Origin of the sequence: Jejubacter calystegiae, assembly GCF_005671395.1 — a bacterium.
Lineage (GTDB): Bacteria > Pseudomonadota > Gammaproteobacteria > Enterobacterales > Enterobacteriaceae > Jejubacter > Jejubacter calystegiae.
Map to the genome: position 1 here is coordinate 3,433,654 of NZ_CP040428.1, position 24,647 is coordinate 3,458,300.

The 24,647-nt window shown below is 57.1% G+C and carries 24 protein-coding genes; 10 read left to right on the plus strand and 14 right to left on the minus strand.

Annotation, left to right across the window (positions count from 1 at the left end):
- Positions 1-7 precede the first annotated feature (7 nt).
- Entirely contained in the window at positions 8-796 is a 789-nt protein-coding gene (locus tag FEM41_RS15860; RefSeq protein WP_138099229.1) for an AraC family transcriptional regulator, read from the plus strand.
- Positions 797-816: 20 nt separating this feature from the next.
- On the opposite strand, the gene FEM41_RS15865 is transcribed toward FEM41_RS15860, so the two are convergent.
- From FEM41_RS15865 to yeaG, 6 genes are all read right to left on the minus strand, one after another.
- Positions 817-1,308: an Hcp family type VI secretion system effector gene (locus tag FEM41_RS15865; RefSeq protein ID WP_138097174.1), complete on the minus strand. Its 492-nt coding sequence runs from the start codon at positions 1,306-1,308 to the stop codon at positions 817-819.
- Positions 1,309-1,570: 262 nt separating this feature from the next.
- A complete protein-coding gene (locus FEM41_RS15875) occupies positions 1,571-2,089 on the minus strand; it encodes a DUF2778 domain-containing protein (protein ID WP_138097175.1) in 519 nt (172 codons plus the stop codon).
- A gap of 449 nt (positions 2,090-2,538) precedes the next feature.
- The gene (locus FEM41_RS15880; RefSeq protein WP_138097176.1) at positions 2,539-2,985 is read right to left on the minus strand and encodes a DUF441 domain-containing protein; all 447 of its coding nucleotides are present in this window, start codon (positions 2,983-2,985) and stop codon (positions 2,539-2,541) included.
- Between the two features lie 100 nt (positions 2,986-3,085).
- Positions 3,086-3,592: a YbaK/prolyl-tRNA synthetase associated domain-containing protein gene (locus tag FEM41_RS15885; RefSeq protein ID WP_138097177.1), complete on the minus strand. Its 507-nt coding sequence runs from the start codon at positions 3,590-3,592 to the stop codon at positions 3,086-3,088.
- 284 nt (positions 3,593-3,876) lie between these two features.
- Positions 3,877-5,160 (minus strand): YeaH/YhbH family protein, encoded by a 1,284-nt coding sequence (locus tag FEM41_RS15890; protein WP_138097178.1) that lies wholly within the window; start codon positions 5,158-5,160, stop codon positions 3,877-3,879.
- Positions 5,161-5,229: 69 nt separating this feature from the next.
- Positions 5,230-7,164 carry a protein kinase YeaG gene (yeaG, locus tag FEM41_RS15895; RefSeq protein ID WP_138097179.1) on the minus strand — a complete coding sequence of 645 codons (1,935 nt, stop codon included), beginning with the start codon at positions 7,162-7,164 and terminating at the stop codon, positions 5,230-5,232.
- Between the two features lie 432 nt (positions 7,165-7,596).
- Between yeaG and FEM41_RS15900 the strand changes: the two genes are divergently transcribed.
- Both FEM41_RS15900 and FEM41_RS15910 read left to right on the plus strand, forming a co-directional pair.
- On the plus strand, positions 7,597-8,346 hold the full coding sequence (locus FEM41_RS15900; RefSeq protein WP_138097180.1) for a MipA/OmpV family protein: 750 nt from the start codon (positions 7,597-7,599) through the stop codon (positions 8,344-8,346).
- A 242-nt stretch (positions 8,347-8,588) separates the two neighbouring features.
- Positions 8,589-9,437, plus strand: coding sequence for an aldo/keto reductase (locus FEM41_RS15910; protein ID WP_138097182.1), 849 nt, complete (start codon positions 8,589-8,591; stop codon positions 9,435-9,437).
- Between the two features lie 45 nt (positions 9,438-9,482).
- Here the strand turns inward: FEM41_RS15910 and FEM41_RS15915 are convergent, their stop codons facing one another.
- Both FEM41_RS15915 and gapA read right to left on the minus strand, forming a co-directional pair.
- Positions 9,483-10,367, minus strand: coding sequence for a D-hexose-6-phosphate mutarotase (locus FEM41_RS15915; RefSeq protein ID WP_138097183.1), 885 nt, complete (start codon positions 10,365-10,367; stop codon positions 9,483-9,485).
- A 73-nt stretch (positions 10,368-10,440) separates the two neighbouring features.
- The gene (gene gapA / locus FEM41_RS15920; protein ID WP_138097184.1) at positions 10,441-11,436 is read right to left on the minus strand and encodes a glyceraldehyde-3-phosphate dehydrogenase; all 996 of its coding nucleotides are present in this window, start codon (positions 11,434-11,436) and stop codon (positions 10,441-10,443) included.
- A gap of 334 nt (positions 11,437-11,770) precedes the next feature.
- On the opposite strand from gapA, the gene msrB reads away from it, so the two are divergent.
- Together msrB and FEM41_RS15930 are read left to right on the plus strand one after the other, a co-directional pair.
- The gene (gene msrB / locus FEM41_RS15925) at positions 11,771-12,184 is read left to right on the plus strand and encodes a peptide-methionine (R)-S-oxide reductase MsrB (protein ID WP_138097185.1); all 414 of its coding nucleotides are present in this window, start codon (positions 11,771-11,773) and stop codon (positions 12,182-12,184) included.
- Between the two features lie 45 nt (positions 12,185-12,229).
- Positions 12,230-12,514 carry a YeaC family protein gene (locus tag FEM41_RS15930; RefSeq protein ID WP_138099231.1) on the plus strand — a complete coding sequence of 95 codons (285 nt, stop codon included), beginning with the start codon at positions 12,230-12,232 and terminating at the stop codon, positions 12,512-12,514.
- Between the two features lie 34 nt (positions 12,515-12,548).
- Here the strand turns inward: FEM41_RS15930 and pncA are convergent, their stop codons facing one another.
- From pncA to sppA, 3 genes are all read right to left on the minus strand, one after another.
- Positions 12,549-13,181, minus strand: a complete 633-nt coding sequence (gene pncA / locus FEM41_RS15935; protein WP_138097186.1) for a bifunctional nicotinamidase/pyrazinamidase — start codon at positions 13,179-13,181, stop codon at positions 12,549-12,551.
- Positions 13,181-14,209, minus strand: coding sequence for an asparaginase (gene ansA / locus FEM41_RS15940; protein ID WP_138097187.1), 1,029 nt, complete (start codon positions 14,207-14,209; stop codon positions 13,181-13,183). Before ansA ends, pncA begins: the two co-directional genes overlap by 1 nt.
- A 92-nt stretch (positions 14,210-14,301) precedes the next feature.
- A complete protein-coding gene (gene sppA / locus FEM41_RS15945) occupies positions 14,302-16,164 on the minus strand; it encodes a signal peptide peptidase SppA (protein WP_138097188.1) in 1,863 nt (620 codons plus the stop codon).
- 169 nt (positions 16,165-16,333) lie between these two features.
- Here sppA and FEM41_RS15950 point away from each other — a divergent pair, with 169 nt between their 5' ends.
- The 3 genes from FEM41_RS15950 (at position 16,334) to FEM41_RS15960 (ending at position 20,009) form a co-directional block, all read left to right on the plus strand.
- Positions 16,334-16,885, plus strand: a complete 552-nt coding sequence (locus FEM41_RS15950) for an NAD(P)H nitroreductase (RefSeq protein WP_138097189.1) — start codon at positions 16,334-16,336, stop codon at positions 16,883-16,885.
- Between the two features lie 117 nt (positions 16,886-17,002).
- A complete protein-coding gene (selD, locus tag FEM41_RS15955) occupies positions 17,003-18,046 on the plus strand; it encodes a selenide, water dikinase SelD (protein WP_138097190.1) in 1,044 nt (347 codons plus the stop codon).
- Between the two features lie 4 nt (positions 18,047-18,050).
- The gene (locus FEM41_RS15960) at positions 18,051-20,009 is read left to right on the plus strand and encodes a DNA topoisomerase III (RefSeq protein WP_138097191.1); all 1,959 of its coding nucleotides are present in this window, start codon (positions 18,051-18,053) and stop codon (positions 20,007-20,009) included.
- Position 20,010: 1 nt separating this feature from the next.
- Here the strand turns inward: FEM41_RS15960 and gdhA are convergent, their stop codons facing one another.
- Positions 20,011-21,357, minus strand: a complete 1,347-nt coding sequence (gene gdhA, locus FEM41_RS15965) for an NADP-specific glutamate dehydrogenase (protein WP_138097192.1) — start codon at positions 21,355-21,357, stop codon at positions 20,011-20,013.
- Between the two features lie 163 nt (positions 21,358-21,520).
- Here gdhA and FEM41_RS15970 point away from each other — a divergent pair, with 163 nt between their 5' ends.
- Positions 21,521-21,793: a DUF1496 domain-containing protein gene (locus FEM41_RS15970; RefSeq protein WP_138097193.1), complete on the plus strand. Its 273-nt coding sequence runs from the start codon at positions 21,521-21,523 to the stop codon at positions 21,791-21,793.
- Here FEM41_RS15970 and FEM41_RS15975 read toward each other — a convergent pair.
- Both FEM41_RS15975 and xthA read right to left on the minus strand, forming a co-directional pair.
- Positions 21,759-22,166 (minus strand): pyrimidine (deoxy)nucleoside triphosphate diphosphatase, encoded by a 408-nt coding sequence (locus FEM41_RS15975; RefSeq protein ID WP_138097194.1) that lies wholly within the window; start codon positions 22,164-22,166, stop codon positions 21,759-21,761. The two genes, FEM41_RS15970 and FEM41_RS15975, sit on opposite strands and share 35 nt — an antisense overlap.
- A 4-nt stretch (positions 22,167-22,170) precedes the next feature.
- Positions 22,171-22,977 carry an exodeoxyribonuclease III gene (xthA, locus tag FEM41_RS15980; protein WP_138097195.1) on the minus strand — a complete coding sequence of 269 codons (807 nt, stop codon included), beginning with the start codon at positions 22,975-22,977 and terminating at the stop codon, positions 22,171-22,173.
- A 420-nt stretch (positions 22,978-23,397) separates the two neighbouring features.
- On the opposite strand from xthA, the gene FEM41_RS15985 reads away from it, so the two are divergent.
- Positions 23,398-24,618, plus strand: coding sequence for an aspartate aminotransferase family protein (locus FEM41_RS15985; protein WP_138097196.1), 1,221 nt, complete (start codon positions 23,398-23,400; stop codon positions 24,616-24,618).
- Positions 24,619-24,647: the final 29 nt, after the last annotated feature.

The window sequence follows — 24,647 nt, forward strand, 5'->3', positions numbered from 1 at the left end:
CAAAATGATGGAAAGAGACCTGGGGCTGGTAGGATATAACCCGGACAGTCGCCGCGATCCCGCTGTGGCGTTTCATATTCGGGTACAGGAGAGCGATCGCGAGATTCCGTTCCACCACCACCGTAAGGGCCAGCTGATTCTGGCGCTGCACGGCGGTATTACCTGCGAAGTGGCGCAGGCGATGTGGATGGTGCCGCCGACTTCCGCCGTGTGGATCCCGGGGGGCATGCCCCACAGCAACCGGGCCACCGCCAGTGCCCGTCTCTGCTTTCTGTTTATCGAGCCCGGTGCGGTGCTCATGCCGGATCGTTGCTGTACGCTGCGCATTTCTCCGCTGGTGCGGGAGCTTATCCTGGCGCTGGCTCGCCGTCCGATGGAGCAACTGGAGGAGGAGGCCACCCGACGTTTGATCCAGGTGCTGTTCGATGAGCTACCGGGACAGCCGGAGCAGCAGTTTTGTCTGCCGGTCTCTGAGCATCCCCGGATTCGTTTGATGGTGGCGTCTATGGTGCAGGAGCCGGGCTCGCGCCGCACGCTGGCGGAATGGGCGACGGAGCTTGCCATGAGCGAACGCAGCCTGGCGCGCCTGGTGTTGCGGGAAACCGGGCTCAGCTTCCGGCGCTGGCGTCAGCAGCTGCAGCTGATCCAGGCATTGCGCCTGCTGATTGGCGGCCAGACGGTACAGCAGGTGGCGGGTGCGCTGGGCTATGACTCCACGACCGCCTTTATCACCATGTTTAAAAAGGGGCTGGGGCAGACGCCGGGGCGTTATCTGGCGTCGATGTATCCTGAATAAGGCTACAGGGGCGTTTTTTATTATGCTGTCGCTCTTTCATTCCATGCATCGGTGTACTGGATGTTTCCGTCAACAATACGCCAGGTGATTTTTTCGTATTGCAGGCTGACACTCTCGATATGGTTCATTTTATCGTTACCCGTCAGTTTCACATTGGGCACTCCGCAGTTAACACCTGTGATTTTCACATTTTCCATTAACACGGTATAATAGCAGACTTCCTGCCCTGCATCGTTTATGTGGTAGAAGCGAATTTCGGCGCTTTTTAACGTTTGTCCGGTAGCAGCAGCTTTATAAAGATAAGGTGTGGAACTATCTACTTCTTTCTCAATCATCATGGATGAATGCTGGCGGGTGCCGGTAATCTTCCCGTTGGCGCTGTCTACAGGTAGGTTAATCCCATGACTCATTCCGATAATTTCAACGCTTCCTTCGCGGTCCTGTACATCAACAGACCCTTTAATATCTGCGCCACCGTCGTCTTTAAGCCACATGTAGGGAGGGATTGGCATTTATTGGTTCCTTATCTTATTGAATAACTTCACAGTTAACAGGTAGATTGTTGTGGTGAGTGTCAATACAACAATGACATCCATATAGAAATATGTGTCGTAAATCGTTTCTGCATTTATATCATCGAACAGGAAACCACACACTTTATCTGCCAGAGTGTAGTTTATATAAACATCCGGAGGACCAAGGCTACGGCCTATGGCTGCTCCAATGAGCAGGAAGTAGGCTACTTTAAATAACCTAACACCCCAGACAGTCAGCTTATGGACAAGTACTTGAGCCACTGGCTACCACCTCCACCCAGCCACGGGCCATCAGAGAACGCATGCAAGGTACTGGTATAAGCTGTGTGTTTATCAAGGCATTACGAATAATTGCGTAATCTGAGTTATGGGGGATGGTGATACAACCTTCTGAAATTGTACCAGGATGAAGCCGGAATAAGCCTCGATGAACATTTTTTATCCATGTGCCGTCATCAATACCAAGATCATCCTTGTATAGGGCAAACCACTCATCCCTACCGAATGCTGCGCCATGCCTGTATTTATTCCATGTATCCTCGATACTTGCTTTAATCCCAGAAATGAAACCACCAGAACCTCTGTCAACAATCCAGTATTTACCAGGCGGTATGGGACCACTACCCTTAACTGCGCCACATGCCCCTTTATTACGGTAGATACCGTTACCCGAGAAGGCCATAAACACACCAACACCATAAAGGTTGAATGGCGCATAGTCAGCACCATTCAAGAGCAACTTTCCATGTAGAGCCATTATAACCATTCAATTTGTATAGTTTTAAGTTCACAAATTGTACAACACCATAATAAACATGTGGATACCTGACGGAGATATAAAAATCTGAAAAATACGAAATATGAGAGGCACTTGACAATAATAAATGTGGCACGTCGCGCAGTCGGGTAGCGCAGGACCGAGCGAAGCGAGAAACGGTCATGGTGTCGCGCCTGTTGTGGCCGTAGTGACGATTTTGTTGCCAGGTAAGGGGATACCTTCAGTGTGAGAAGAGGCGCTGAGACTGGGATAGAGGCGGTGGCATGATGGGTATGACGTGAACTTCGCTTCATGTCACATATCTCATTGACTTAAATAGTAATAATTCAGATAAATTATCCATGTACACTGTTTAGTGTACATGTACAATTTTGATGGAAATTTAAACAGTAAAATATGGAAAAATCACTGTAAAACTTCTGCAAACCCTATTGCTTACCCACCACCAGCGAAATCAATCCGGCGGCAATTAGCGGGCCCACCGGCACGCCGCGGAACAGCGCCACACCCAGGACGGTGCCTACCAGCAGTCCGCCTACCAGCGTTGGCTGGCTGCTCATCAGGCTGACGCCGCGCCCGCCCAGCCAGGAGACAAAAACGCCAACCGCTACCGCCAGCAGCGACTTCCAGTTCATAAAGGAGTGGATCAGGGTGGATGAGGGGAGCGAGCCGCTGGCGATTGGCGCCATCACGCCGATAGTCAGGATAATAATCCCCAGCGTGAGTCCCTGTTTTTCAATCCAGGGGAAGTAGTGGTTAAGGGGCGTTATCTTAATCGCAATCAGCACCAGAATGGAGATGGTCACGGTGGTGTTGTGGCTAACCAGGCCCAGTGCGGCCAGCGCCACCAGGATAATAAGCGTACTATCAAACATCGGGACGGTCCTTCCCCTGCCGGAATAAAAGTTACAAAACCATTACTCTACATGGCTCATGGCCGTCAGGGGAGAATTTTGCGTTGGGCAACTGCCCGAATCATGGGGCTATACGACGGAACTCGACCAGTTCCGGCCTGGCAATACGCAGATAATCCGCGCTATTGAGCACCATGGAGCGATCGAGCCGTCCGGCGTTAAAGGCGATCTCGTCAAAACGTTCAAAAAGCAGCGGATCGGCCACCAGCTTCAGGGCCGGGTGAAAACTGAAGGGCGGGATGGCGCCAAACACGCAGGCGGTGAGCTGTTCGACTTCCACCGGGCTTGCCAGCGAGGCGCGCAGACCACCGATGCGCTGCGCCAGAATGGCGAGATCCGCCTGCTGGTCTGCGGCCAGTACCGCCAGTACGTGCTGATTTAATCCGTTGCCTTTTACCTTACAGACCAGCGCTTTGGCGCCCTGGCCCAGCGCGGTGCCGCGCAGTTCAGAGACCGCCTCGCATTTGCCGACCGCTTCGTGGGACATGACCCGAAAGTCTGCCGCTTCTGTAGTGAGCAATGCGACCAGGCGCTGATGAATATCGTTAAGCGGGGGGGCTACGGTCATGGCGTTCTCCTTAAAATGACGGTTACCACCAGCCCAGATAGCTCCCCACCCAGGCCACGATGGCGACGAGGATCAGAATAAGGGTGGTTTTGCGCATTGTGAAGGTCTCCGGAGTCGCTAAGGGAATGAATTAAGGGGAAAGAGTGCCTTTCGCGACAGACCTCGTCAAGGGGCGGATCTGACCACATTGCGAAATCGCTCAGTTTTCCGGTATGGCGTCTGGAGATGGAATCAAACGGGTAAAGAAAGCCAGCAGGAGGCGCTCTGCTGGCTGTTTTTTGATATCAACTGTGACTTTCGCTGCTCTGCTTATGAAACAGTTCACGGAACACCGGGTAGATATCCTCCTGGTCGCGGATGTGCTGCATGGCGAAGTTATCAAACATCGTTTGCAGGTGCTCATATTCGCGCCACAGGGTCTGATGGGCGCGCCTGGTTATTTCGATGTAGCTGTAATAACGCACCACCGGCAGAATCTTTTTCGCCAGCAGTTCGTGACACAGCGGGGAGTCGTCGGCCCAGTTATCGCCATCCGAAGCCTGAGCGGCGTAGATATTCCATTGGGCCGGGTCATAGCGCGCCTTCACGACCTCATCCATTAGCTTCAGGGCGCTGGAGACAATGGTGCCGCCGGTCTCCTGGGAATAGAAGAATTCGTGCTCGTCCACCTCTTTAGCCTGGGTATGGTGGCGAATATAGACCACCTCCACGTTTTTATAGGTCCGGCTCAGGAACAGATAGAGCAGGATGTAAAAACGCTTGGCCATATCCTTGGTGGCCTGATCCATCGATCCGGAGACGTCCATCAGGCAGAACATCACTGCCTGGCTGGAAGGCTCAGGGCGCTTCTCGTAATTGCGGTAGCGCAGATCGAAGGTGTCGATAAAGGGCACCCTGGCAATGCGTTCGCGCAGCGCTTCGATTTCACGCTTCAGGCGCTCTTCTTCCAGCAGCATGGCCGGTTCGCTGCGCTGCACCTGTTCCAGGCTGGCTTCCAGTTCCCGTAGCTGGCGGCGCTTACCGGCGTTCATGGCGGTACGGCGCGCCAGCGAGTTCTGGAGCGAACGCACCACGCTGATATTGGCCGGTACGCCGTTGGCGGTGTATCCGGCGCGGTGAGTTTTAAACTCATTTAGCTGGCGTTGCTGATTCTTCTTCAGATTGGGCAGCGCCAGATCCTCGAACAGCAGATCCAGGTATTCGTCTTTGGAGATCTGAAAGACAAATTCGTCCTGACCTTCGCCTTCGGGGCTGGCCTGGCCCTGGCCGCTACCGGAACCGCCGGCGCCGCCCTGGGGGCGTTCGATGCGATCTTTCTGCACAAAGTGGTCATTACCGGGATGGACGCGCTGACGCTGACCGCCGCGCCCCTGATGAAACATCGGTTCGTTGATATCGTCTGTCGGAATGGATACCGACTCGCCGCTCTCCACATCCGTGACCGAACGCTTATTGATGGCCTCGGAGATCGACTGCTTGATTTGCGACTTATAGCGACGCAGGAAGCGCTGGCGGTTTACCATGCTCTTGTTTTTACCGTTCAGGCGTCGGTCAATAAACCAGGTCATAGGTCCCCCTGACTTCGTCTGTCATAAAACAGGTAAAGGCCGCGGCATCACACCGCGACCGGCAGGCCGTTAAGAGGACTTACGTACTCGCAGATACCATTCGCACAGCAAACGCACCTGCTTGCGGGTGTAGCCCTTTTCCATCATGCGATCGACAAAGTCATCGTGTTTCTTCTGCTCGTCGGTCGAGGTTTTGGCGTTAAACGAAATGACCGGCAACAGCTCTTCGGTATTGGAGAACATCTTCTTCTCTATAACCGTGCGCAGCTTCTCATAGCTGGTCCAGTTAGGGTTGCGGCCATTGTTGTTGGCTCTGGCGCGCAGCACGAAGTTGACTATCTCATTACGGAAGTCTTTGGGGTTGCTGATCCCCGCCGGTTTTTCGATTTTCTCCAGCTCGGCGTTCAGCGCTTCGCGGTCAAACAGCTGGCCGGTGTCCGGATCGCGATACTCCTGATCCTGAATCCAGAAGTCGGCGTAGGTCACGTAGCGATCGAAGATGTTCTGACCGTACTCCGAATAGGATTCCAGATAGGCGGTCTGAATCTCTTTGCCGATAAACTCGGCATATTTGGGGATCAGATAGCCCTTCAGATGTTCCAGATAGCGCTCTGCCTGCTCCTGAGGGAACTGCTCGCGCTCGATTTGCTGTTCCAGCACGAAGAACAGATGCACCGGGTTAGCCGCCACTTCGGCGTGATCGAAGTTGAAGACCCGGGAGAGGATCTTAAACGCGAAGCGGGTGGAAAGACCGTTCATGCCTTCGTCGACGCCGGAATAGTCGCGATACTCCTGGTAGGACTTCGCTTTCGGGTCGGTATCCTTCAGGCTTTCGCCGTCATAGACCCGCATTTTCGAATAGATGCTGGAGTTTTCCGGCTCTTTAAGGCGTGACAGTACCGAAAAGCGCGACAGCGTTTCCAGGGTTCCGGGGGCGCAGGGCGCGTGGGTCAGCTCACTGTGGTTAAGCAGTTTTTCGTAGATGCGGATCTCTTCGGAGATTCGCAGGCAATAAGGCACCTTCACGATATAAACGCGATCGAGGAAGGCCTCATTGTTTTTGTTATTACGGAACTGTACCCATTCCGATTCGTTGGAGTGGGCAAGGATGATGCCGCTAAAGGGCAGGGCGGAGATCCCTTCGGTGCCGTTGTAATTCCCCTCCTGGGTGGCCGTCAGCAGCGGATGCAGCACCTTAATGGGCGCTTTAAACATCTCCACGAACTCCATAATCCCCTGGTTGGCGCGGCACAGGGCGCCGGAGTAGCCATAGGCATCCGGATCGTTTTGAGCGTGATCTTCCAGCTTGCGGATATCCACCTTACCCACCAGCGCTGAAATATCCTGATTGTTCTCATCGCCGGGTTCGGTTTTGGCAATCGCCAGCTGTTCCAGAATCGACGGCCAGACCTTCACCACCCGGAATTTAGTGATATCGCCGCCGAATTCGCGCAGCCGCTTGGCGGCCCAGGGCGACATAATGGTGCCGAGATAGCGGTTGGGGATGCCATACTCTTTCTCCAGAATCTGGGCATCCTCCTGGGGATTAAACAGGCACAGCGGGTGGTCATTCACCGGGCTGCGTTCGCCGTTGGCGCTTAACACATAGATGGGCACCTTCTGCATTAATGCTTTCAGGCGTTCGGCAAGGGAGGATTTACCACCGCCGACCGGCCCCAGCAGATAGAGGATCTGTTTCTTCTCCTCTAGTCCCTGGGCGGCGTGTTTCAGATAAGAGACAATCTGCTCGATAGCCTCCTCCATGCCGTAAAACTCTTCAAAAGCCGGGTAGCGTGCAACCACCCGATTCGAAAAGAGACGGGACAGCCGTGGATCCTGGGCGGTATCGACCATTTCAGGCTCACCGATAGCCATCAATAGCCGCTCCGCCGCGTTGGCATAGGCACTGCGATCTTGCCGGCAAGTGGTAAGAAACTCCTGCAGTGTGAACTCTTCGTCCTTGGCAGCTTCATAGCGCTGGCGATAGTGATCGAATATATTCATGGCATGCCGTCCTTTCGTTTTTTAGCACAGGTGATAAGAGCCGTTGGTATGAATAATGGAGGCTCCGGAAGACGTAATCTGATAACTGCAACCCCGATACCGGCGATCTCATCAGTCCGGTAACTGTGCTACTGCGTTTCAGGGTTATCCACCTTCTAAAATTTAAGCGTAGATGCATTTGGGAAACTTGCATTGGGACCTGAGTAAATTTCAACGACATATCAATAACTCATCTGATATCGCTTTATTGACGTCTGAAAGCCCGATGCGCTATTCGCATCACCTTCATCCCGCTGTCAGCGCAATGTCATCTAACCAGGTGATGCTGTGATGTTTTCTTATTGTGCGATGGGGGTTGTGAAAATGTTTTGGTTCGGCCCAACGTGCAGGTACACTTCCCGCGGGAACACAAGATGAAAGGATTAAAATACTGTGACCAAATTCAAACTTCTTGCAGTGGCAGTCCTGGCGGCGGCTACCGCTAACACCGCGTTCGCCGACGAGGGGATCTGGTCGCTGGGGGCGGCGGCTTATATTCAGAACAGCCCTTATAAAGGCACCAATACCGAGACCCGTCCGGCGCCGATGGTGGGGTATGAAGGCAAAAACTTCTATCTGCGCGGCTTTAACGGCGGCTACTACCTGTGGAATGATAAGACCGATAAGCTGTCGATCGCCGCATGGTATTCACCGCTGCATTTCCGCCCCAAGGATAGCGGCGATCATCAAATGCGTCGTCTGGACTATCGTAAGTCCACGATGATGGCCGGGCTGAATTATGCCCACTACACTCAGTACGGCTACCTGCGTACCTGGCTGGGTGGCGATGTACTGGGTGAAAGCAACGGCGTGACCTGGGATCTGGCGTGGCTGTACCGCTATACTAATGGCCGTCTGACCATCACCCCGGGTATCGGCGCTACCTGGAACAGTGAAAATCAGAACCAGTATTACTATGGCGTACGTCGCAGCGAGTCGTCGCGTAGCGGCATTCGTCACTACAACGCGGATAGCGACTGGAACCCGTACGTGGAGCTGTCGGTCAACTATAACCTGACCGATAACTGGAGCATCTACGGAATGGGCCGCTATATTCGCTTTGGCGATGAAGTGAAAGACAGCCCGATGGTGGATCGCAGCTGGATGGGTATGCTGCTCACCGGCGTTAACTACCGCTTCTGAGGTTAATTAAAGCGGCATCAGGGTCAATAGCTGGGTGCTCAGGCACCCCGTCAGGTTGATGACAAAGAGGGAAAAAACGTGGTTTTTCCCTCTTTGTGGCAATCGGCTGAAAATCAATGGATTGATTTTCCGTGTTTATTTTCCTGGTGATTCAGGGCCGAATATATTCGGCCCTGGTTTGTCATCAGTCTCGCGGGGTGCTCAGGCACCCCGTTCGCTTATCTGCGATAGGGAGGCATGATATGGGTAAAAGCATCAATCTGGCCGGACAAACGCTGCCAGCCCTGGGACAGGGAACCTGGTATATGGGGGAAGACCCCGGCCAGCGGCGCCAGGAAGTGGCCGCGTTACAGGCGGGTATCGACCTTGGCCTGCGGCTTATCGATACCGCCGAGATGTACGCCGAGGGCGGAGCGGAACAGGTGGTGGGAGAAGCCATTCGCGGGCGACGCGATCGGGTATTTGTGGTATCGAAGGTTTATCCGTGGAATGCCGGCGGCGCACGCGGTATGGCGGCCTGTGAAGCCAGTCTGAAGCGGTTAGGCACCGACTATATCGACCTTTATTTGCTGCACTGGTCTGGCGATATCCCGCTGGAACAGACGCTGGAATTGATGACCGGGCTTCAGCGTCAGGGCAAGATTGGCCACTGGGGCGTCTCTAATCTGGATATCGATGAGATGCACGAGCTGTGGACCCTGGCGGGTGGGGAAGCCTGCGCGACCGATCAGGTGCTGTATCATCTGGCATCGCGCGGTATCGAAACGGATCTCCTGCCCTGGTGTCAGGAAAGGGAGATTCCGGTGATGGCCTACTGCCCGCTGGCCCAGGCAGGAAGACAGCGTCGGGGGCTGATGCAGCATCCGCTGCTGGTGGAAGAGGCTCAGTCGCTGGGTATTAGCGTGGCGCAGCTGCTGCTGGCATGGGTGATTCGTCGTCCCGGGGTGATTGCCATCCCCAAAAGCGCGACCCTGGCTCATGTGCGGGATAATGCCGCCGCGCTGGAGATCTCTCTGAGCGATACGCTGCTCGAGCGCCTTGATAAGGCTTTCCCGGCCCCGACGTGCAAGACGCCGCTGGATATTGTCTGACGATGATACCGGGCGCTGCCGCGTGGCGGCGCCCGAACAGGGACTTTAACCTTTCAGCACTTTCAGGGTGCAGGCCAGACGCGAAGGCTGACCGGGGCGCGCGCGCTGAGGTACGGTAACGGCCGCGGTTTCGATGCAAACCATGGTCCGGTATCCGTCATCCGGCATATCGGCCATGCTAACGGAAAGGGCGGGGCCCGGATTCCAGCCAACGACGTTACTGTTGTAACGGTGTGCCACCTCAATGGCGCGGCCCAGTTTACCATCTTCAATCAGACTGCTGGCTTCCGGTGCCAGATAGACCCGATCGGTCCGGTCCGGAAAGGTCTGTACGCCGTCGGAAAGCCGGCCTTCCTCGCCGTTATTCACCTTATCGAGATAGCTCTCGCCCAGACCGGCAACGCGCACCTGTGCGATATCGCCCACCCGGAAGTAGCTGTGCAGCGCCGCGGTGGTCTCGAAATCGCCGTGCGCTTCCAGCGCCATTTCACATTCGGCGCCCAGCCGGAAGTGCGCCAGCAACTGGAAGTCGTGGGGCCAGAAGCGGCGGGTTTCGTCGCTACTCAGCAGTTCGAAGGTGAGATTAACGCCATCGGTATCCTGCTGGTGCTCTTTAAGCTGCCACGGCAGGTTGCGGGCAAAACCGTGGGACGGGAATCCCGGCTGCGCCGACGGGCCAAACCAGGGCCAGCAGACAGGTACGCCGCCGCGCAGCGCGCTACCGGTGGTAAACGGGGTATTGCTGCTCAGCCAGATGACTTCTTCTTCTCCGGCGGGCTGCCAGGAGAGCAGGTGAGCGCCCTGCAGCGCAAAGGCGGCGCGCGCCCTGGGGTGATCCACCACAATCAGGTCCAGTTCGTCCAGCTTACGGCGGGAGACAGCATCGCTTATCTGATTAACGACGGACAGCGTATAGATATCGGCACTCATAGGTATCTCCTTGTCTGATCCAATAAAAAAGGCCCCGTGGGGGGCCTTTTGCAGAACGCTGATTCAACACACCTTATTTAGAGATGTGAGCGATCAGGTCCAGTACCTTGTTGGAGTAGCCAGTTTCGTTGTCGTACCAGGAAACCAGTTTCACGAAGTTGTCGTTCAGGGCGATACCGGCTTTGGCATCGAACACGGAAGTGCAAACTTCGCCGTTGAAGTCGGTGGAAACCACGTCATCTTCGGTGTAGCCCAGAACGCCTTTCATCGGACCTTCAGAAGCGGCTTTGATCGCTTTCTTGATGTCTTCGTAAGAAGCGGCTTTTTCCAGACGAACGGTCAGGTCAACAACGGATACGTTCGGAGTCGGAACGCGGAACGCCATACCGGTCAGTTTGCCGTTCAGTTCCGGCAGTACTTTACCGACCGCTTTAGCAGCACCGGTAGAGGACGGGATGATGTTCTGAGCCGCGCCACGGCCGCCGCGCCAGTCTTTGTGAGACGGGCCGTCAACGGTTTTCTGGGTAGCGGTGGTGGCGTGAACGGTGGTCATCAGGCCTTCAACGATACCGAAGTTGTCGTTGATGACTTTAGCCAGCGGCGCCAGGCAGTTGGTGGTGCAGGAAGCGTTGGAAACGATATCCTGGCCAGCGTAGGTTTCAAAGTTGGCACCGCGAACGAACATCGGGGTGTTATCTTTAGACGGACCAGTCAGAACCACTTTTTTCGCGCCAGCGGTGATGTGCTTACGTGCAGTTTCGTCGGTCAGGAAGATACCGGTTGCTTCAGCAACAACGTCAACGCCAACTTCGTTCCACTTCAGGTTAGCCGGGTCTCTTTCAGCGGTAACACGGATGGTTTTACCGTTAACAACCAGATGGCCGTCCTTCACTTCTACGGTACCGTTGAAACGGCCGTGAGTGGAGTCATACTTCAGCATGTAAGCCATGTATTCCGCGTCCAGCAGATCGTTGATAGCCACGATCTCGATGTCAGAACGTTCCTGAGCAGCACGGAAAACAATGCGGCCAATGCGGCCAAAACCGTTGATACCTACTTTGATAGTCATATATTCCACCAGCTATTTGTTAGTGAATAAAAGGTTGGTTGTAAAATTACAAAAACCTTACGCAGCGTCAAGCGGAATCGTGTCAATCATTGCGACAAATCAAACCGCTGAGGGGCAGATTTGCCTCCACGTTTCCATTCTGCTGCCACCCATATGGGGGTGATGCGGCAGATTTTAAAGCGCCCTGGATACAAAAGTGTGAATTTGATCACAAATGAGGGGGCATCCGCTATTATGGGCTGAGTTTAGAACAAAACCGGCATCCTCGCTGTTAATGTTTTGTTAGAATCTGAACTGAGGAACTCCCCCGATACGCACACAGAGAGCGCTGTTTATGGCTAACTCAAAATCGACTGAAGAACTGAAACAATCCCTGACTGAAATGCAGTACTACGTGACCCAGCAACAGGGCACTGAGCCGCCATTTAGCGGGCGTTTGCTGCATAACAAGAGCGACGGCATCTACCACTGTCTGGTCTGCGATGCGCCGCTGTTTAATGCCGGTACCAAGTACGATTCCGGCTGCGGCTGGCCCAGCTTTTACCAGCCGGTCAGCGAAGACGCCATCCACTATCTGAAGGATTTCACCCACGGTATGGAGCGTATTGAGATCCGCTGCGGTAACTGCAATGCCCATCTGGGGCACGTATTTCCGGACGGTCCGCAGCCCACCGGTGAACGCTACTGCGTTAACTCTGCTTCCCTGAGCTTTAGCGATGGCAGCAGCGATGAACGCACCAAAGGTTGATAAATCGATTCAGCTACCTTCCCAGGGAGTGTAATAACTATGAGTATGGAGATAGAGCAGATTCTTGCCGCTATGACGCCGGAAGTGTACCAGCGTCTTGTTACGGCGGTAGAGCTGGGGAAATGGCCCGATGGCGTGGCGCTGACGCCGGAGCAGAAAGAGAACACCTTACAGCTGGTGATGCTGTGGCAGTCGCGCAATAACCATCAGCCCGAGCATATGTCGCTGGGCACCGACGGTCAGATCGTGATGAAGAGCAAGCAGCAGCTGAAGCAGGAGTTCGGTATTGAACCGGCGCCTTTCGTTACATTGAAGCCGGAGCAGCAGTAACCGATGGCCCGGGATTTCCCGGGCCGTCATGCACTTACTGAAGCGCTTCAGCTTCGGCGCTAAGAGTGGCGCCTGCCGCCGCCATTTCCGCCAGTGCCCGCTCGCTGTCCTGGGGGGAAAGATTCACGCCGCGGCAGCCGTCGGTGACCAGGGTGACGCGGTAGCCCAGCTTCAGAGCGTCCATTACCGTGAATTTCACGCAGTAGTCGGTCGCCAGCCCCATTACAATCAGTTCGGTGACTTCATGATGACGCAGCCAGCCGTCCAGTTCGGTCTGGCGACGCTGGCCGTTGTCGAAGAAGGCGCTGTAGCTGTCTACCAGCGGATCTTCCCCCTTATAAAACAGCGCATCGATGGCCTGCTGATGGAGCTCCGGATGCAGCGCTGCGCCCGGACTGTTCTGCACGCAGTGATCCGGCCACCAGGTCTGGGGCAGGCCCGCCAGTTCACCCTGAGTGTAAGGCGGCTCTCCCTGCTGGCTGGCAAAGCTGCCGTGATTCGCCGGGTGCCAGTCCTGGCTGGCCAACACTGCGATCCCCCTGGTCTTGCAGGCATCAATCAGCCGGTTGGCGACGGCAATCACGCTATCGCCGTCCGGTACCGCAAGGGCGCCATCGGCGCAGAAATCATTCTGAAGGTCGATCAGTAACAGTGCGCTTTGGGTCATCAGATTGCTCCTTCGTGGTCCGGGGTTAGTTCACCGCGCAGGTTTTGCGCCATCGCCGCGCGAATGGCGGGGGCTTCCAGTCCCTGACTTAACAGCCAGTGTAGCTTGGTCAGGGTCGCCTCTACCGTCATATCGGCGCCGCCGACCACGCCGGCATGGGCGAGGGCGTTACCGGTGGCATAGCCGCCCATATTGACGCGCCCCGACATGCACTGGGTCAGGTTAACCACCACGATACCGCGCTCGCTGGCTGCCCGCAGTTCCGCCAGAAAGTCGGCATGCTGGGGCGCATTGCCCACGCCGTAAGAGCGCAGTATCAGCGCCCGCACCGGCTGACGCAGAAAGTTACTTACCACATCTGCAGAAATGCCCGGGTAGATGGTCACTACCCCAATCGGCTGCGGCGTAATGGTGTGAACGATCAGTTCGCCGTGACCAGTGGGGGCCGCCGGAGTATTCAGACGCCGGATATGGATACCGGCCTCCAGCAGCGGCGCCAGGTTGGGGGAGGCGAAGGCATCGAAGCCGTCGGCATGGGCCTTGGTGGTGCGGTTGCCGCGGTACAGGCGGTTATTAAAAAATAGCGAGACCTCATTAACCGGGTAGTTGGCCGCCACATAAAGCGCATTCAGCAGGTTGGTCTGTCCGTCTGAACGCAATTCCGCCAGCGGGATTTGTGACCCTGTCACAATCACCGGTTTACCCAGATTCTCCAGCATGAAGGAGAGCGCCGAAGCGGTAAAGGCCATGGTGTCGGTACCATGCAGGATCACAAAGCCGTCATAGTCGTCGTAGTGGGCCTTAATATCATCGGCGATATGCTGCCAGTCTTCCGGCGTCATATCCGAAGAGTCCATCAGCGGCTGGTATTCGTGGATGGTAAAGTCCGGCATCTCCGGGCGATGAAATTCCGGCATCAGCGCCAGCTGACGCTGCAGGTGGCCGGAAACCGGGATATACCCCTGCTCGGAGCGTTGCATACCAATGGTACCGCCGGTGTAAGCGACATAAATCGATTTCTTTTGCATCAGAGGACTCTGGGCTGAAATAAACAGCCGCAATATAGCCAGGGATCCGGGAAAAAAACAGCCCGGCAGGCGCCGGGCTGTTGGGGGAGGTGTTACTTCACATCACCACAGGTGAGGCATAACGCGTAGCGGTTCTGAGGATCGTTGAGCGACTGCCATTTGTCGCCCTGAGCCTTCAATTCGCTGGTGGCCTGCGCCAGCGGTGCTGGCAGATAAGCCTGTAGCGCGTCAGGTAACGAGGCCTGGACCGAGGCGCCCATCTGATTCAGCAACTGGTCGAACAGACCCGGCTCATCCAGCTGGAACTTCAGGTGCCACTGCTTCAGCTTCGCCAGTTCGGCTGCTTTATTCACGGCGTCATCGAAGTCGCCAAGGCTGTCTACCAGGCCGTTCTTTTTGGCGTCCTGGCCGGTCCAGACGTGGCCCTGAGCAATCTGATCAATCTGCTCCGGCGTCTTGTTGCGCGACTTCGCCACCAGATTAATAAAGCGCTGATAGCCGCTCTCGATGCTCAGTTGCATCATCTGCTGTACTTCCGGCGGCAGCGCTTTGGTGCTGGAGACATCCGCCAGCGGCGAGGTTGCCACGCCATCAGTATTCACACCCACGCTCTTCAGGCTCTCTTCCAGGGTAGTGATAACCCCAAAGATACCGATAGAGCCGGTGAGCGTGGAGGGGGAAGCCACGATGTAGTTCGCTGGCGTCGAGATCCAGTAACCACCCGAGGCCGCCATTCCGCCCATTGAAACCACGATCGGTTTGCCCTGAGCTTTGGCCGCGGCCAGCTCTTCACGAATCACCTCAGAGGCGCTGACGCTACCGCCGGGGCTATTGACCCGCAGCACAATCGCTTTCACGTTGGGGTCGAGTCGGGCTTCGCGAATGCGCGCCGCAGTGGTATCGCCGCCCATATTACCGGCAGAATCTTCACCGTCCATAATGGCGCCGCTCGCCAGAATGACTGCGATGGCGCCGCCTTGCTGCGGGGCGGGCTTCACGCTGTAATCGTAGATGCTGGTGGCTTTATAGGTTTTCTGCTTGTTGTCCCAGCCGAACTGCTTGCCCAGCGCCTGGTCAACCACGTCTGAGGTTGCCAGTTCATCTACCAGCTTGTTCTTCAGGGCATACTGCGCGGTATCGCCTTTGAGCGCGGTAAGTTGCGTCAGCAGACCCTGGGCGCCGGGGAAGACCTGGCTGGCCGGGATCTTACGGTTAGCGGCGATGGTGTCGAGATAGTTGCCCCACAGCTCGCCAATCCAGCGGCCGTCGGCTTCGCGGGCGGCATCGGACATATCATCGCGGATAAACGGCTCTACCGCAGATTTGTAGGTTCCTACACGGAACACGTGGGTGTTGACCTTAAGCTTCTCCAGCAGTGATTTATAGTACATGCCGTTGGTGGCAAAGCCGTGCATATCCACCACGCCCTGCGGAGAGAGCCAGATCTTGTTGGCGAAGCTCGCCAGCAGGTACTGTCCCTGGCTGTAGCTGGCGCCCCGGGCATAAACCGGCTTACCGCTGGCGCGGAACTCCTGTAATGCCTTGCCGATATAGCGCATTGAAGGCTGGTCGGCGCCGGCAAAGTTTTTCAGATCGAGCACGATGCCGGTGATATTGGCGTCACCTTTCGCCTGGCGAATGGCATCGACAATATCGAACAGCGAGTTTTCCTGTAACCGATCGGAGCTGGCGCCAAACAGCTGGCGGCTCAGCATACCCAGCTTATTGTTGACCGAAGGCTTATCGACCACGACGCCGGTGATATCCAGCAGCAGCGCGCCACGTTCGGCCGGGCGGTTAGTGTCGGATGTCAGGCTGCTGAACTGCATCCAGATGCCTACCCCAACCAGAACCAGGAAGATAAAGAACAGGTTAAGTACCAGTTCCCTGATGAAATTCAGCAGACGCCAGCTCCATTTAAAAAAGCCGGCAAAGATTCGCCAAAGGGTGTGCATGTCTTCTCCATAACCAGATAGATATCACTGCCAGCGATCCGGTGGCAGCCAGTATGCTGTTTATCCTAAATATCCGGGGCCGGATTGTCAGCAGGAATCGGCACTGTACTGTAACAATCTGCCATGCTGTGTTAATTTCTTGAGCAGGCATCGTTACTGGAGTTAATAAATGGATGCATTAGAGCTGTTAATCAACCGACGCAGCGCTTCCCGCCTGGCGGAGCCTGCACCGGAAGGCGAGGCGTTGCAGAATATTCTGCAGGCCGGAATGCGGGCGCCGGATCACGGCGGTCTGCAACCCTGGCGTTTTTTCCTGATTGAAGGGGAAGGCCGCGCGCGCTTCAGCCTGTTGCTGGAAGAGGCGGCGAAGGCCAAAGGGCTGGACGAAAAGGCGATTGAAAAGTCGCGCGCCTCGCCGTTTCGCGCGCCGCTGATTATCGCCGTGGTGGCCCACTGCAGCGATCATCCGAAGGTACCGCACTGGGAGCAGCTCTGTTCTGCGGGTTGCGCGGTGATGGCGATGCAGATGGCGGCCCAGGCCCAGGGCTTTAACGGCATCTGGCGCAGCGGTCCCTGGACCGGCGACCAGGCCGTTCGCGCCGCCTTCCAGTGTCGCGAGCAGGATCAGATTGTCGGCTTCCTCTATCTGGGCACGCCCCAGCTCAAAGCCGCCACCTCCATCAGCGTGCCGGACATCACGCCATTCGTGCAACGATTCTGAAACTTCCCCTCAGCTGTCCGGATTGTGAGCAAAAGCAGCGCAATTCGGATGGCCACTCTTACCACTCCCGCATTCTGGCGCTACCATATGGGCCATTGCCAATGACAGGAGAGGTCCATGAGTGAGCAAGCTATTCGTTTGACGCAATATAGCCACGGAGCTGGTTGCGGCTGCAAAATATCCCCGAAGGTGCTGGAAACCATCCTGCACAGCGAACAGGCGAAGTTTATCGACCCGAACCTGCTGGTGGGCAATGAGACTCGCGATGATGCGGCCGTTTACGATCTGGGTAACGGCACCAGCATTATCAGTACCACCGACTTTTTTATGCCGATTGTCGACGATCCCTTCGACTTTGGCCGCATTGCCGCCACTAACGCCATCAGCGATATCTACGCGATGGGCGGTAAGCCGATTATGGCCATAGCTATCCTGGGCTGGCCGCTGGATAAACTGGCCCCGGAAATTGCCCGTCAGGTTACCGAAGGGGGGCGTGAAGCCTGCCGTCAGGCGGAAATCGCCCTGGCGGGCGGCCATTCCATCGACGCCCCTGAGCCGATTTTCGGTCTGGCGGTGACCGGCGTGGTGCCCACCGAACGGATCAAGAAAAACAGTACGGCGCAAGCGGGCTGCAAACTCTATCTTACCAAGCCGCTGGGCATTGGCGTTCTGACCACGGCCGAGAAAAAATCGCGTCTGCTGCCGGAACACCAGGGACTGGCTACCGAAGTGATGTGCCGGATGAATAAGCCGGGCGCGGTGCTGGCGCAGCTCGACGGCGTGAAGGCGATGACCGACGTCACCGGTTTTGGTCTGTTGGGACACCTGAGCGAAATGTGCCAGGGCGCAGGCGTTCAGGCCGAAGTCTGGTTCGACCGGATACCGAAACTGCCCGGCGTCGAGGCCTATATCGACCAGGGCTGCGTGCCTGGCGGCACAGCCCGTAACTTTGCCAGCTACGGCCACCTGATGGGCGAAATGCCGCAGGCGTGGCGCGATTTGCTGTGCGATCCCCAGACTTCTGGCGGTCTGCTGCTGGCGGTGACGCCGGAAGCCGAAGCCCAGGTGCTGGCACAGGCGGCTGAGCTGGGGCTGGAATTAACGGCCATCGGCGAGTTGCGCGAGGCCCGGGGCGGGCGCCCGATGATCGAGGTGCGCTGATTCCATGCGGCTGTTTATCGCGGAAAAGCCAAGCCTTGGGCGAGCCATTGCCGATGTGCTGCCCAAACCCCATCGCCGCGGCGATGGCTACATAGAGTGTGGCAACGGCCAGGTGGTGACCTGGTGCGTGGGCCACCTGCTGGAACAGGCTCAGCCGGATGTCTACGACGGGCGTTACGCGCGCTGGAATCTGGCCGATCTGCCCATCGTCCCGGAAAAGTGGCGGCTGCAGCCGCGGCCGTCGGTCGCCAAACAGCTTAACGTCATCCGTAAGCTGCTGGAGCAGGCCAGCGAAGTGGTGCACGCCGGTGACCCGGATCGCGAAGGGCAACTGCTGGTGGATGAGGTGCTCGACTACCTGGAACTGGCGCCGGAAAAGCGGCGCCAGGTTCAGCGCTGTTTGATCAACGATCTCAACCCGCAGGCGGTGGAGCGCGCCATTGCAAGGCTGCGCGCCAACAGCGAATTTGTGCCGCTGTGCGTTTCCGCGCTGGCTCGTGCCCGCGCCGACTGGCTGTACGGCATCAATATGACCCGGGCCTGGACCCTACTGGGGCGTAACGCCGGGTATCAGGGAGTGCTTTCGGTCGGGCGGGTACAGACCCCGGTACTGGGGCTGGTGGTGCGCCGTGACGAAGAGATCGAAAACTTTGTCCCGCGTGACTTTTTTGAGGTGCGCGCCCATATCGTCACCCCGAAGGATGAACGCTTTGTGGCGGTCTGGCAGCCCAGCGATTCTTGCGAGCCTTATCAGGATGAAGAGGGGCGGTTGTTGCACCGGGGGCTGGCGGAGCATGTGGTTAAACGCATTAACGGTCAGCCAGCCACGGTAACGGCTTATAACGATAAGCGCGAGTCAGAGACGGCGCCGCTGCCGTTTTCGCTTTCCAGCCTGCAGATTGAGGCGGCAAAACGCTTCGGCCTGAGTGCCCAGACGGTGCTGGACACCTGCCAGAAGCTCTATGAAACCCATAAGCTGATTACCTATCCCCGTTCTGACTGCCGCTATCTGCCGGAAGAGCACTACGCCGGGCGTCATTCGGTGCTTAACGCTATCGGCGTTCACGCGCCGGATCTACTGCCGCAGCCGGTGGTGGATCCCGAAATCCGCAACCGCTGCTGGGATGACAAAAAGGTGGATGCCCACCATGCCATCATCCCGACCGCCCGCGGCAGCGCCGTGAAGCTGACCGAAAACGAGAGCCGGGTCTACGAGCTGGTTGCCCGCCAGTATTTGATGCAGTTCTGTCCGGATGCCGTATTCCGTAAGTGCGTTATCGATCTCGATATTGCCGGTGGCCGCTTTGTGGCCAGGGCGCGTTTTCTGGCGGAAGCCGGATGGCGCACCCTGCTGGGGGCCAAAGAGCGCGATGAAGATAACGACGGTACGCCGCTGCCGGTGGTGGCGAAGGGTGACGAGCTGCTGTGCGAAAAGGGTGAGGTGGTGGAGCGTCAGACCCAGCCGCCGCGCCATTTTACCGATGCTACGCTGCTGTCGGCCATGACCGGTATCGCGCGCTTTGTGCAGGATAAAGATTTAAAGAAGATCCTGCGCGCGACCGACGGACTGGGTACCGAAGCCACCCGGGCCGGAATTATCGAGCTGCTGTTCCGGCGCGGTTTTCTGGTTAAGAAGGGGCGCTATATTCACTCTTCGGACCCCGGCAGGGCGCTGATTCACTCGCTGCCGGAGATTGCCGGACGGCCAGATATGACCGCCCACTGGGAATCGACGCTGACCCGCATCAGCGAAAAGCAGTGCCGCTATCAGGATTTTATGTATCCGCTGGTGGACACCCTGCATGAGTTGATCGGCCTGGCGCGCAATGCCCCGGTGCGCCAGTTTCGCGGTCTGGCGGCTCCCGAGCCCCAGTCGGAAAAACGCGCCGCCCGTAAAGGCGGCGCGATGAAGGGGAAACGCCGGGGTAAAGGCGGCGGTAAAGAGGCCGCCACCGGCGTCTGACTCAGATAACGCCCTGATGGCGCATGGCATCGGCCACTTTGACAAAGCCTGCGATATTGGCGCCGCGCACGTAGTCTACCTGCGCGGTGTCGTCGCTGCCCCAGGTGACGCAGTCGGCGTGGATTTTTTCCATAATGGCATGCAGCCGCCCGTCGACCTCTTCACTGTCCCAGCTCAGGCGCGCCGCGTTCTGAGCCATCTCCAGTCCCGACGTTGCCACGCCGCCGGCGTTGGCCGCTTTGCCTGGCGCAAACAGTACCCCAGCCTGCTGGAACAGCATGGTCGCTTCCAGGGTGGTCGGCATATTGGCGCCTTCCGCCACCGCCCGGACGCCGCTGGCGATAAGCTGCCGGGCGTCATCGACATCCAGCTCGTTCTGGGTGGCGCACGGCAGGGCGATATCGACCGGCACCTGCCACGGCCTGGCGCCTTCGTGCCAGGGGAGCGAGAACTCCCGGGCGTAATCCACCAGCCGACCGTTATGGCTGGCCTTAATCGCTTTCAGTCGCGCCAGTTTCTCAGGGGTAAAACCGGCTTCATCCACCACGGTGCCAGCGGAATCTGAAGCGGTGATGACCCGGGCGCCGTACTCCAGCGCTTTTTCAATGGCGTACTGCGCTACGTTACCGGCGCCGGAGACCGCGACCCGCATGCCTTCCAGCGCCATACCGTGCTGCCTGAGCATGGCGTCGGTAAAGTAGATCAAACCGTAGCCGGTGGCTTCCGGGCGAATCAGGCTGCCGCCGAAGCTTAATCCTTTGCCGGTAAAGGAGCAGCTGTTGGCGTTGCTCAGCTTACGCATCATCCCGGCCATATAACCCACTTCCCGACCGCCGACGCCGATATCGCCAGCGGGAACATCGGTATCCGGCCCCAGGTGGCGCCACAGCTCGCTCATCAGCGCCTGGCAGAAACGCATGATCTCGCCGTCGCTCTTACCTTTGGGATCGAAGTCGCTGCCGCCTTTACCGCCGCCCATCGGCAGGGTGGTCAGGGCATTTTTAAAGGTCTGCTCGAAGCCCAGGAACTTCAGGATCGACAGATTGACCGAAGGGTGGAAGCGCATACCGCCCTTATAGGGGCCGATGGCGGAGTTAAACTGCACTCGCCAGGCGCGGTTGACCTGAACCTGGCCGCTGTCATCGGTCCAGGCGACCCGGAACTGAATGACGCGTTCCGGCTCTGCCAGACGCTCCAGCAGGGCATTGTCAAAATAGTCGGGATGCTGTTGCAGAAAGGGCCACAGGGTGGCGAATACCTCCCGCATCGCCTGGGCGAATTCCGGCTGGTGGGGGTCGCGTTGCAGCACGCGGTCAAGAAAGGTCTCCAGGGAAGGGATTGTGGTCATAGAGTGACTCCTGTCATCGGAAATAAAGGAAAAGGCCCGCAGGCGGGATTATGGTTATTTTTTGACTATATCACCGCCCGGGAGAAAATAAACAGGGCTTGCCGTCATGCGTTGCTGGGGCCAGAATATCCGTAATGAAAATACCGGAATGGAGTGTAGTGGTATGAAACGCCGACTGTTATTCGCCGCGCTGGCGTTGGGCGTGGTACTGCCCGCAGGGGCCCGCCCGGCCCCCGATGTTGAGGTGAAAATCCCCGCGCAAAGCCTGGAGCGCACCCGTGATCGAACAGCGAACTGTAGCCGCTGCTGCCTGTTTGAGGATCGCAACTACAGTGAAGGGGCGGTGATTAAAAGCGAAGGGATACTGCTACAGTGCCAGCGTGAACAGGGAGCGGTCGGTACTAATCCGCTGGTCTGGCGGCGGGTGAAGCCATAAAGGCCGCCAGTAGCGGAATATCCGCCGGGGCAAGGGGATAATCCCTGGCGGTTTCCGGTCGGCACCAGACCAGGGCACTGTGGTTCAGAAGCTGGATTTCGCCCAGGTAGTCCGGCACCGTCCAGGCGTGCAGGTGGATAATACGGCCAGTCACCTGCTGACGCCGGCTGGCGATATAGTCGCCCACCGTCGCCCGGATCCCCAGCTCTTCCCACAGTTCACGCGCCAGCGCCTGAGGCTGGCTTTCGCCCGGTTCCACCTTGCCGCCGGGAAACTCCCACAGCCCCGGCTGATCGCCGCCCAGTGGACGCTGCGCCAGTAGAATCTCGCCGCGACGGTGAATAATGGCTGCCACCACATCCAGGGTATTCATCGGATTACAGATCGAATTTCACCCAGATTGGCGCATGGTCGGAGGGCTTCTCCATGGCGCGAATTTCATAATCGATGCCGGTCTCTGTGCAGCGTTCGGCCAGCGGCGACGTGGCCAGCAGCAGATCGATACGCAGCCCGCGGTTATCATCAAACCCTTTAGAGCGATAGTCGAACCACGAGAACTGATCCTGGGTCTCCGGATGGGCGGCGCGCCAGGTATCCACCAGTCCCCAGCCCAGCAGCCTTTCCATCCATTCACGCTCTTCCGGCAGAAAGGAGCACTTACCGGTACGCAGCCAGCGCTTGCGGTTCTCTTCGCCAATGCCGATATCGAGGTCCGTGGCGCTGATATTCATATCGCCCATAATCAGCACCGGATTCTGGTTGCTGAGCTCGCTTTCCAGATAATTTTGCAGATCCTGGTAGAACTTCTGTTTAGCCGGGAACTTCAGCGGGTGGTCGCGGCTTTCGCCCTGGGGAAAGTAACCGTTGATCACCGTCAGCGAGCCGAGCGGTGAGGGGATATCCGCCATAATAATACGGCGCTGGGCCTCTTCCCCGTCACCCGGAAAGCCGCGGCGTACCGCCAGCGGCGAGGCTTTGGTGAGGAGTGCAACGCCGTAATGGCCCTTCTGGCCGTGGTAAAACACGTTGTACCCGAGCTTCGCCACCTCTTCCAGGGGGAACATATCGTCGTGTACTTTGGTCTCTTGCAGGCCGATAACGTCCGGCTGGTGCTGTTCGACAATCGCCGCCAGCTGATGGGGGCGGGCGCGCAGTCCGTTGATATTAAAAGAGACAAATTTCATAAATCGCTGCCGCAGTCAGGTGAATGTGGCAGGGATGTTAGCAGAAATCGACGCCGGATTCCCCTTCCGAAATGATGGCGCAACCATTCGCTGTAATTGACGCTTTAATCTGGTGCAGGATGCTACCTTATGGCGCATAACTCTTTGTGAAATTTGGACCTGGATCTCATAAACAAAATTATCGTCTGATACTGAATAAATTATCTGTTTATCGTTCTGCTGTAATGGATTTATTTCTTCTTATTCACTTTTTATGCACTTTTAGTGAATATTGGTGATTGTTAACTTGCTGATATTTCAAATCATCTCCTGATTTATGCATTTTCCCGGCTGGCTGGCACAAAGCCTGCAATCTACAGTCAGAAGGTGATTTGATACTTTTTATTAACAATATCCAAACTAATATTTCACGAGGCCACTATGACCCAGTCCGTTACCCGCGAAGACTTTGATACCTGGATGGTTCCCCTTTACGCGCCGGCCCCGTTTATTCCTGACCGGGGCTTCGGCTCACGGCTGTGGGACAAAGAAGGAAAAGAGTATATCGATTTTGCGGGCGGCATTGCCGCGAATGCTTTGGGGCACGCCCATCCGGCGCTGCGTCAGGCGCTGGAACAGCAGGCCGCAAAACTGTGGCACACCGGGAATGGTTACACCAACGAACCCATTCTGCGTCTGGCGAAGCAGTTGATTGACGCCACCTTTGCGGAACGGGCCTTTTTCTGTAACTCCGGGGCTGAAGCTAACGAAGCTGCCCTGAAGCTGGCGCGCAAGTATGGTCACGATCGCGGTGGCCCGGAAAAGAGCGCGATCCTCGCCTTCGATCGCGCTTTTCATGGCCGTACCCTGTTTACCGTATCGGCGGGTGGTCAGCCTGCCTGGTCCCGGGATTTTGCGCCGCTGCCGCCTGATATCCACCATGTGCCTTATAACGATTTAGAGGCGGCGGCGAAGCTTATCGATGACCGAACCTGCGCGGTGATTGTGGAGCCGGTCCAGGGGGAAGGGGGCGTGATACCGGCGCGGCGTGAATTCCTGGCGGGGCTGCGCGAGCGGTGCGATCGCCACGATGCGCTGCTGATTTTTGATGAAGTTCAGACCGGCGTTGGGCGTACCGGTTCGCTGTACGCCTATATGCACTACGGCGTGACGCCGGATGTCTTAACCAGCGCCAAGGCACTGGGCGGCGGTTTCCCGGTGGGGGCGATGCTGACCACCGACGTTATCGGCCGCACGCTGGGAGTGGGCACCCACGGCACCACCTGGGGCGGTAATCCGCTGGCGGGAGCGGTGGGCGGTCGGGTGCTGGAACTGGTAAACACGCCGGAGTTGCTGGAGGGCGTCAGACAGCGCCACCAGCACTTTATCACCCGGTTGCAGGCCATCAATGCCCGACTGGCGCTGTTTCGCGAGATCCGCGGACTGGGGCTGCTGATTGGCTGCGAACTGCGACCGGAATATGCCGGTCAGGCGAAGACGATTCTGCGGGCCGCTGCCGCAGAAGGTCTGATGATGCTGGTGGCTGGTCCGGATGTGCTGCGCTTTGCCCCATCGCTGATTATCGACGAACAGGATATCGACGAAGGGCTGGAACGTTTTGAGCATGCCTGCCGCAACGTGGTTGGGGAGGGCCGCCTGTGATAGCGATCCGTCCCGCCACCCATGCCGAT

What these genes read in the sequence shown, in the direction of transcription:
- pncA (WP_138097186.1), bottom strand. Translation starts at nt 13,181, where the DNA reads ATGACCCAAAGCGCACTGTTACTGATCGACCTTCAGAATGATTTCTGC.
- FEM41_RS15970 (WP_138097193.1), top strand. Translation starts at nt 21,521, where the DNA reads ATGAAACGCCGACTGTTATTCGCCGCGCTGGCGTTGGGCGTGGTACTG.
- sppA (WP_138097188.1), bottom strand. Translation starts at nt 16,164, where the DNA reads ATGCACACCCTTTGGCGAATCTTTGCCGGCTTTTTTAAATGGAGCTGG.
- FEM41_RS15875 (WP_138097175.1), bottom strand. Translation starts at nt 2,089, where the DNA reads ATGGCTCTACATGGAAAGTTGCTCTTGAATGGTGCTGACTATGCGCCA.
- FEM41_RS15885 (WP_138097177.1), bottom strand. Translation starts at nt 3,592, where the DNA reads ATGACCGTAGCCCCCCCGCTTAACGATATTCATCAGCGCCTGGTCGCA.
- FEM41_RS15915 (WP_138097183.1), bottom strand. Translation starts at nt 10,367, where the DNA reads ATGAGTGCCGATATCTATACGCTGTCCGTCGTTAATCAGATAAGCGAT.
- selD (WP_138097190.1), top strand. Translation starts at nt 17,003, where the DNA reads ATGAGTGAGCAAGCTATTCGTTTGACGCAATATAGCCACGGAGCTGGT.
- FEM41_RS15865 (WP_138097174.1), bottom strand. Translation starts at nt 1,308, where the DNA reads ATGCCAATCCCTCCCTACATGTGGCTTAAAGACGACGGTGGCGCAGAT.
- FEM41_RS15890 (WP_138097178.1), bottom strand. Translation starts at nt 5,160, where the DNA reads ATGACCTGGTTTATTGACCGACGCCTGAACGGTAAAAACAAGAGCATG.
- ansA (WP_138097187.1), bottom strand. Translation starts at nt 14,209, where the DNA reads ATGCAAAAGAAATCGATTTATGTCGCTTACACCGGCGGTACCATTGGT.
- FEM41_RS15880 (WP_138097176.1), bottom strand. Translation starts at nt 2,985, where the DNA reads ATGTTTGATAGTACGCTTATTATCCTGGTGGCGCTGGCCGCACTGGGC.
- FEM41_RS15950 (WP_138097189.1), top strand. Translation starts at nt 16,334, where the DNA reads ATGGATGCATTAGAGCTGTTAATCAACCGACGCAGCGCTTCCCGCCTG.
- FEM41_RS15985 (WP_138097196.1), top strand. Translation starts at nt 23,398, where the DNA reads ATGACCCAGTCCGTTACCCGCGAAGACTTTGATACCTGGATGGTTCCC.
- FEM41_RS15960 (WP_138097191.1), top strand. Translation starts at nt 18,051, where the DNA reads ATGCGGCTGTTTATCGCGGAAAAGCCAAGCCTTGGGCGAGCCATTGCC.
- FEM41_RS15930 (WP_138099231.1), top strand. Translation starts at nt 12,230, where the DNA reads ATGGAGATAGAGCAGATTCTTGCCGCTATGACGCCGGAAGTGTACCAG.
- yeaG (WP_138097179.1), bottom strand. Translation starts at nt 7,164, where the DNA reads ATGAATATATTCGATCACTATCGCCAGCGCTATGAAGCTGCCAAGGAC.
- FEM41_RS15910 (WP_138097182.1), top strand. Translation starts at nt 8,589, where the DNA reads ATGGGTAAAAGCATCAATCTGGCCGGACAAACGCTGCCAGCCCTGGGA.
- gapA (WP_138097184.1), bottom strand. Translation starts at nt 11,436, where the DNA reads ATGACTATCAAAGTAGGTATCAACGGTTTTGGCCGCATTGGCCGCATT.
- gdhA (WP_138097192.1), bottom strand. Translation starts at nt 21,357, where the DNA reads ATGACCACAATCCCTTCCCTGGAGACCTTTCTTGACCGCGTGCTGCAA.
- FEM41_RS15975 (WP_138097194.1), bottom strand. Translation starts at nt 22,166, where the DNA reads ATGAATACCCTGGATGTGGTGGCAGCCATTATTCACCGTCGCGGCGAG.
- FEM41_RS15860 (WP_138099229.1), top strand. Translation starts at nt 8, where the DNA reads ATGGAAAGAGACCTGGGGCTGGTAGGATATAACCCGGACAGTCGCCGC.
- xthA (WP_138097195.1), bottom strand. Translation starts at nt 22,977, where the DNA reads ATGAAATTTGTCTCTTTTAATATCAACGGACTGCGCGCCCGCCCCCAT.
- msrB (WP_138097185.1), top strand. Translation starts at nt 11,771, where the DNA reads ATGGCTAACTCAAAATCGACTGAAGAACTGAAACAATCCCTGACTGAA.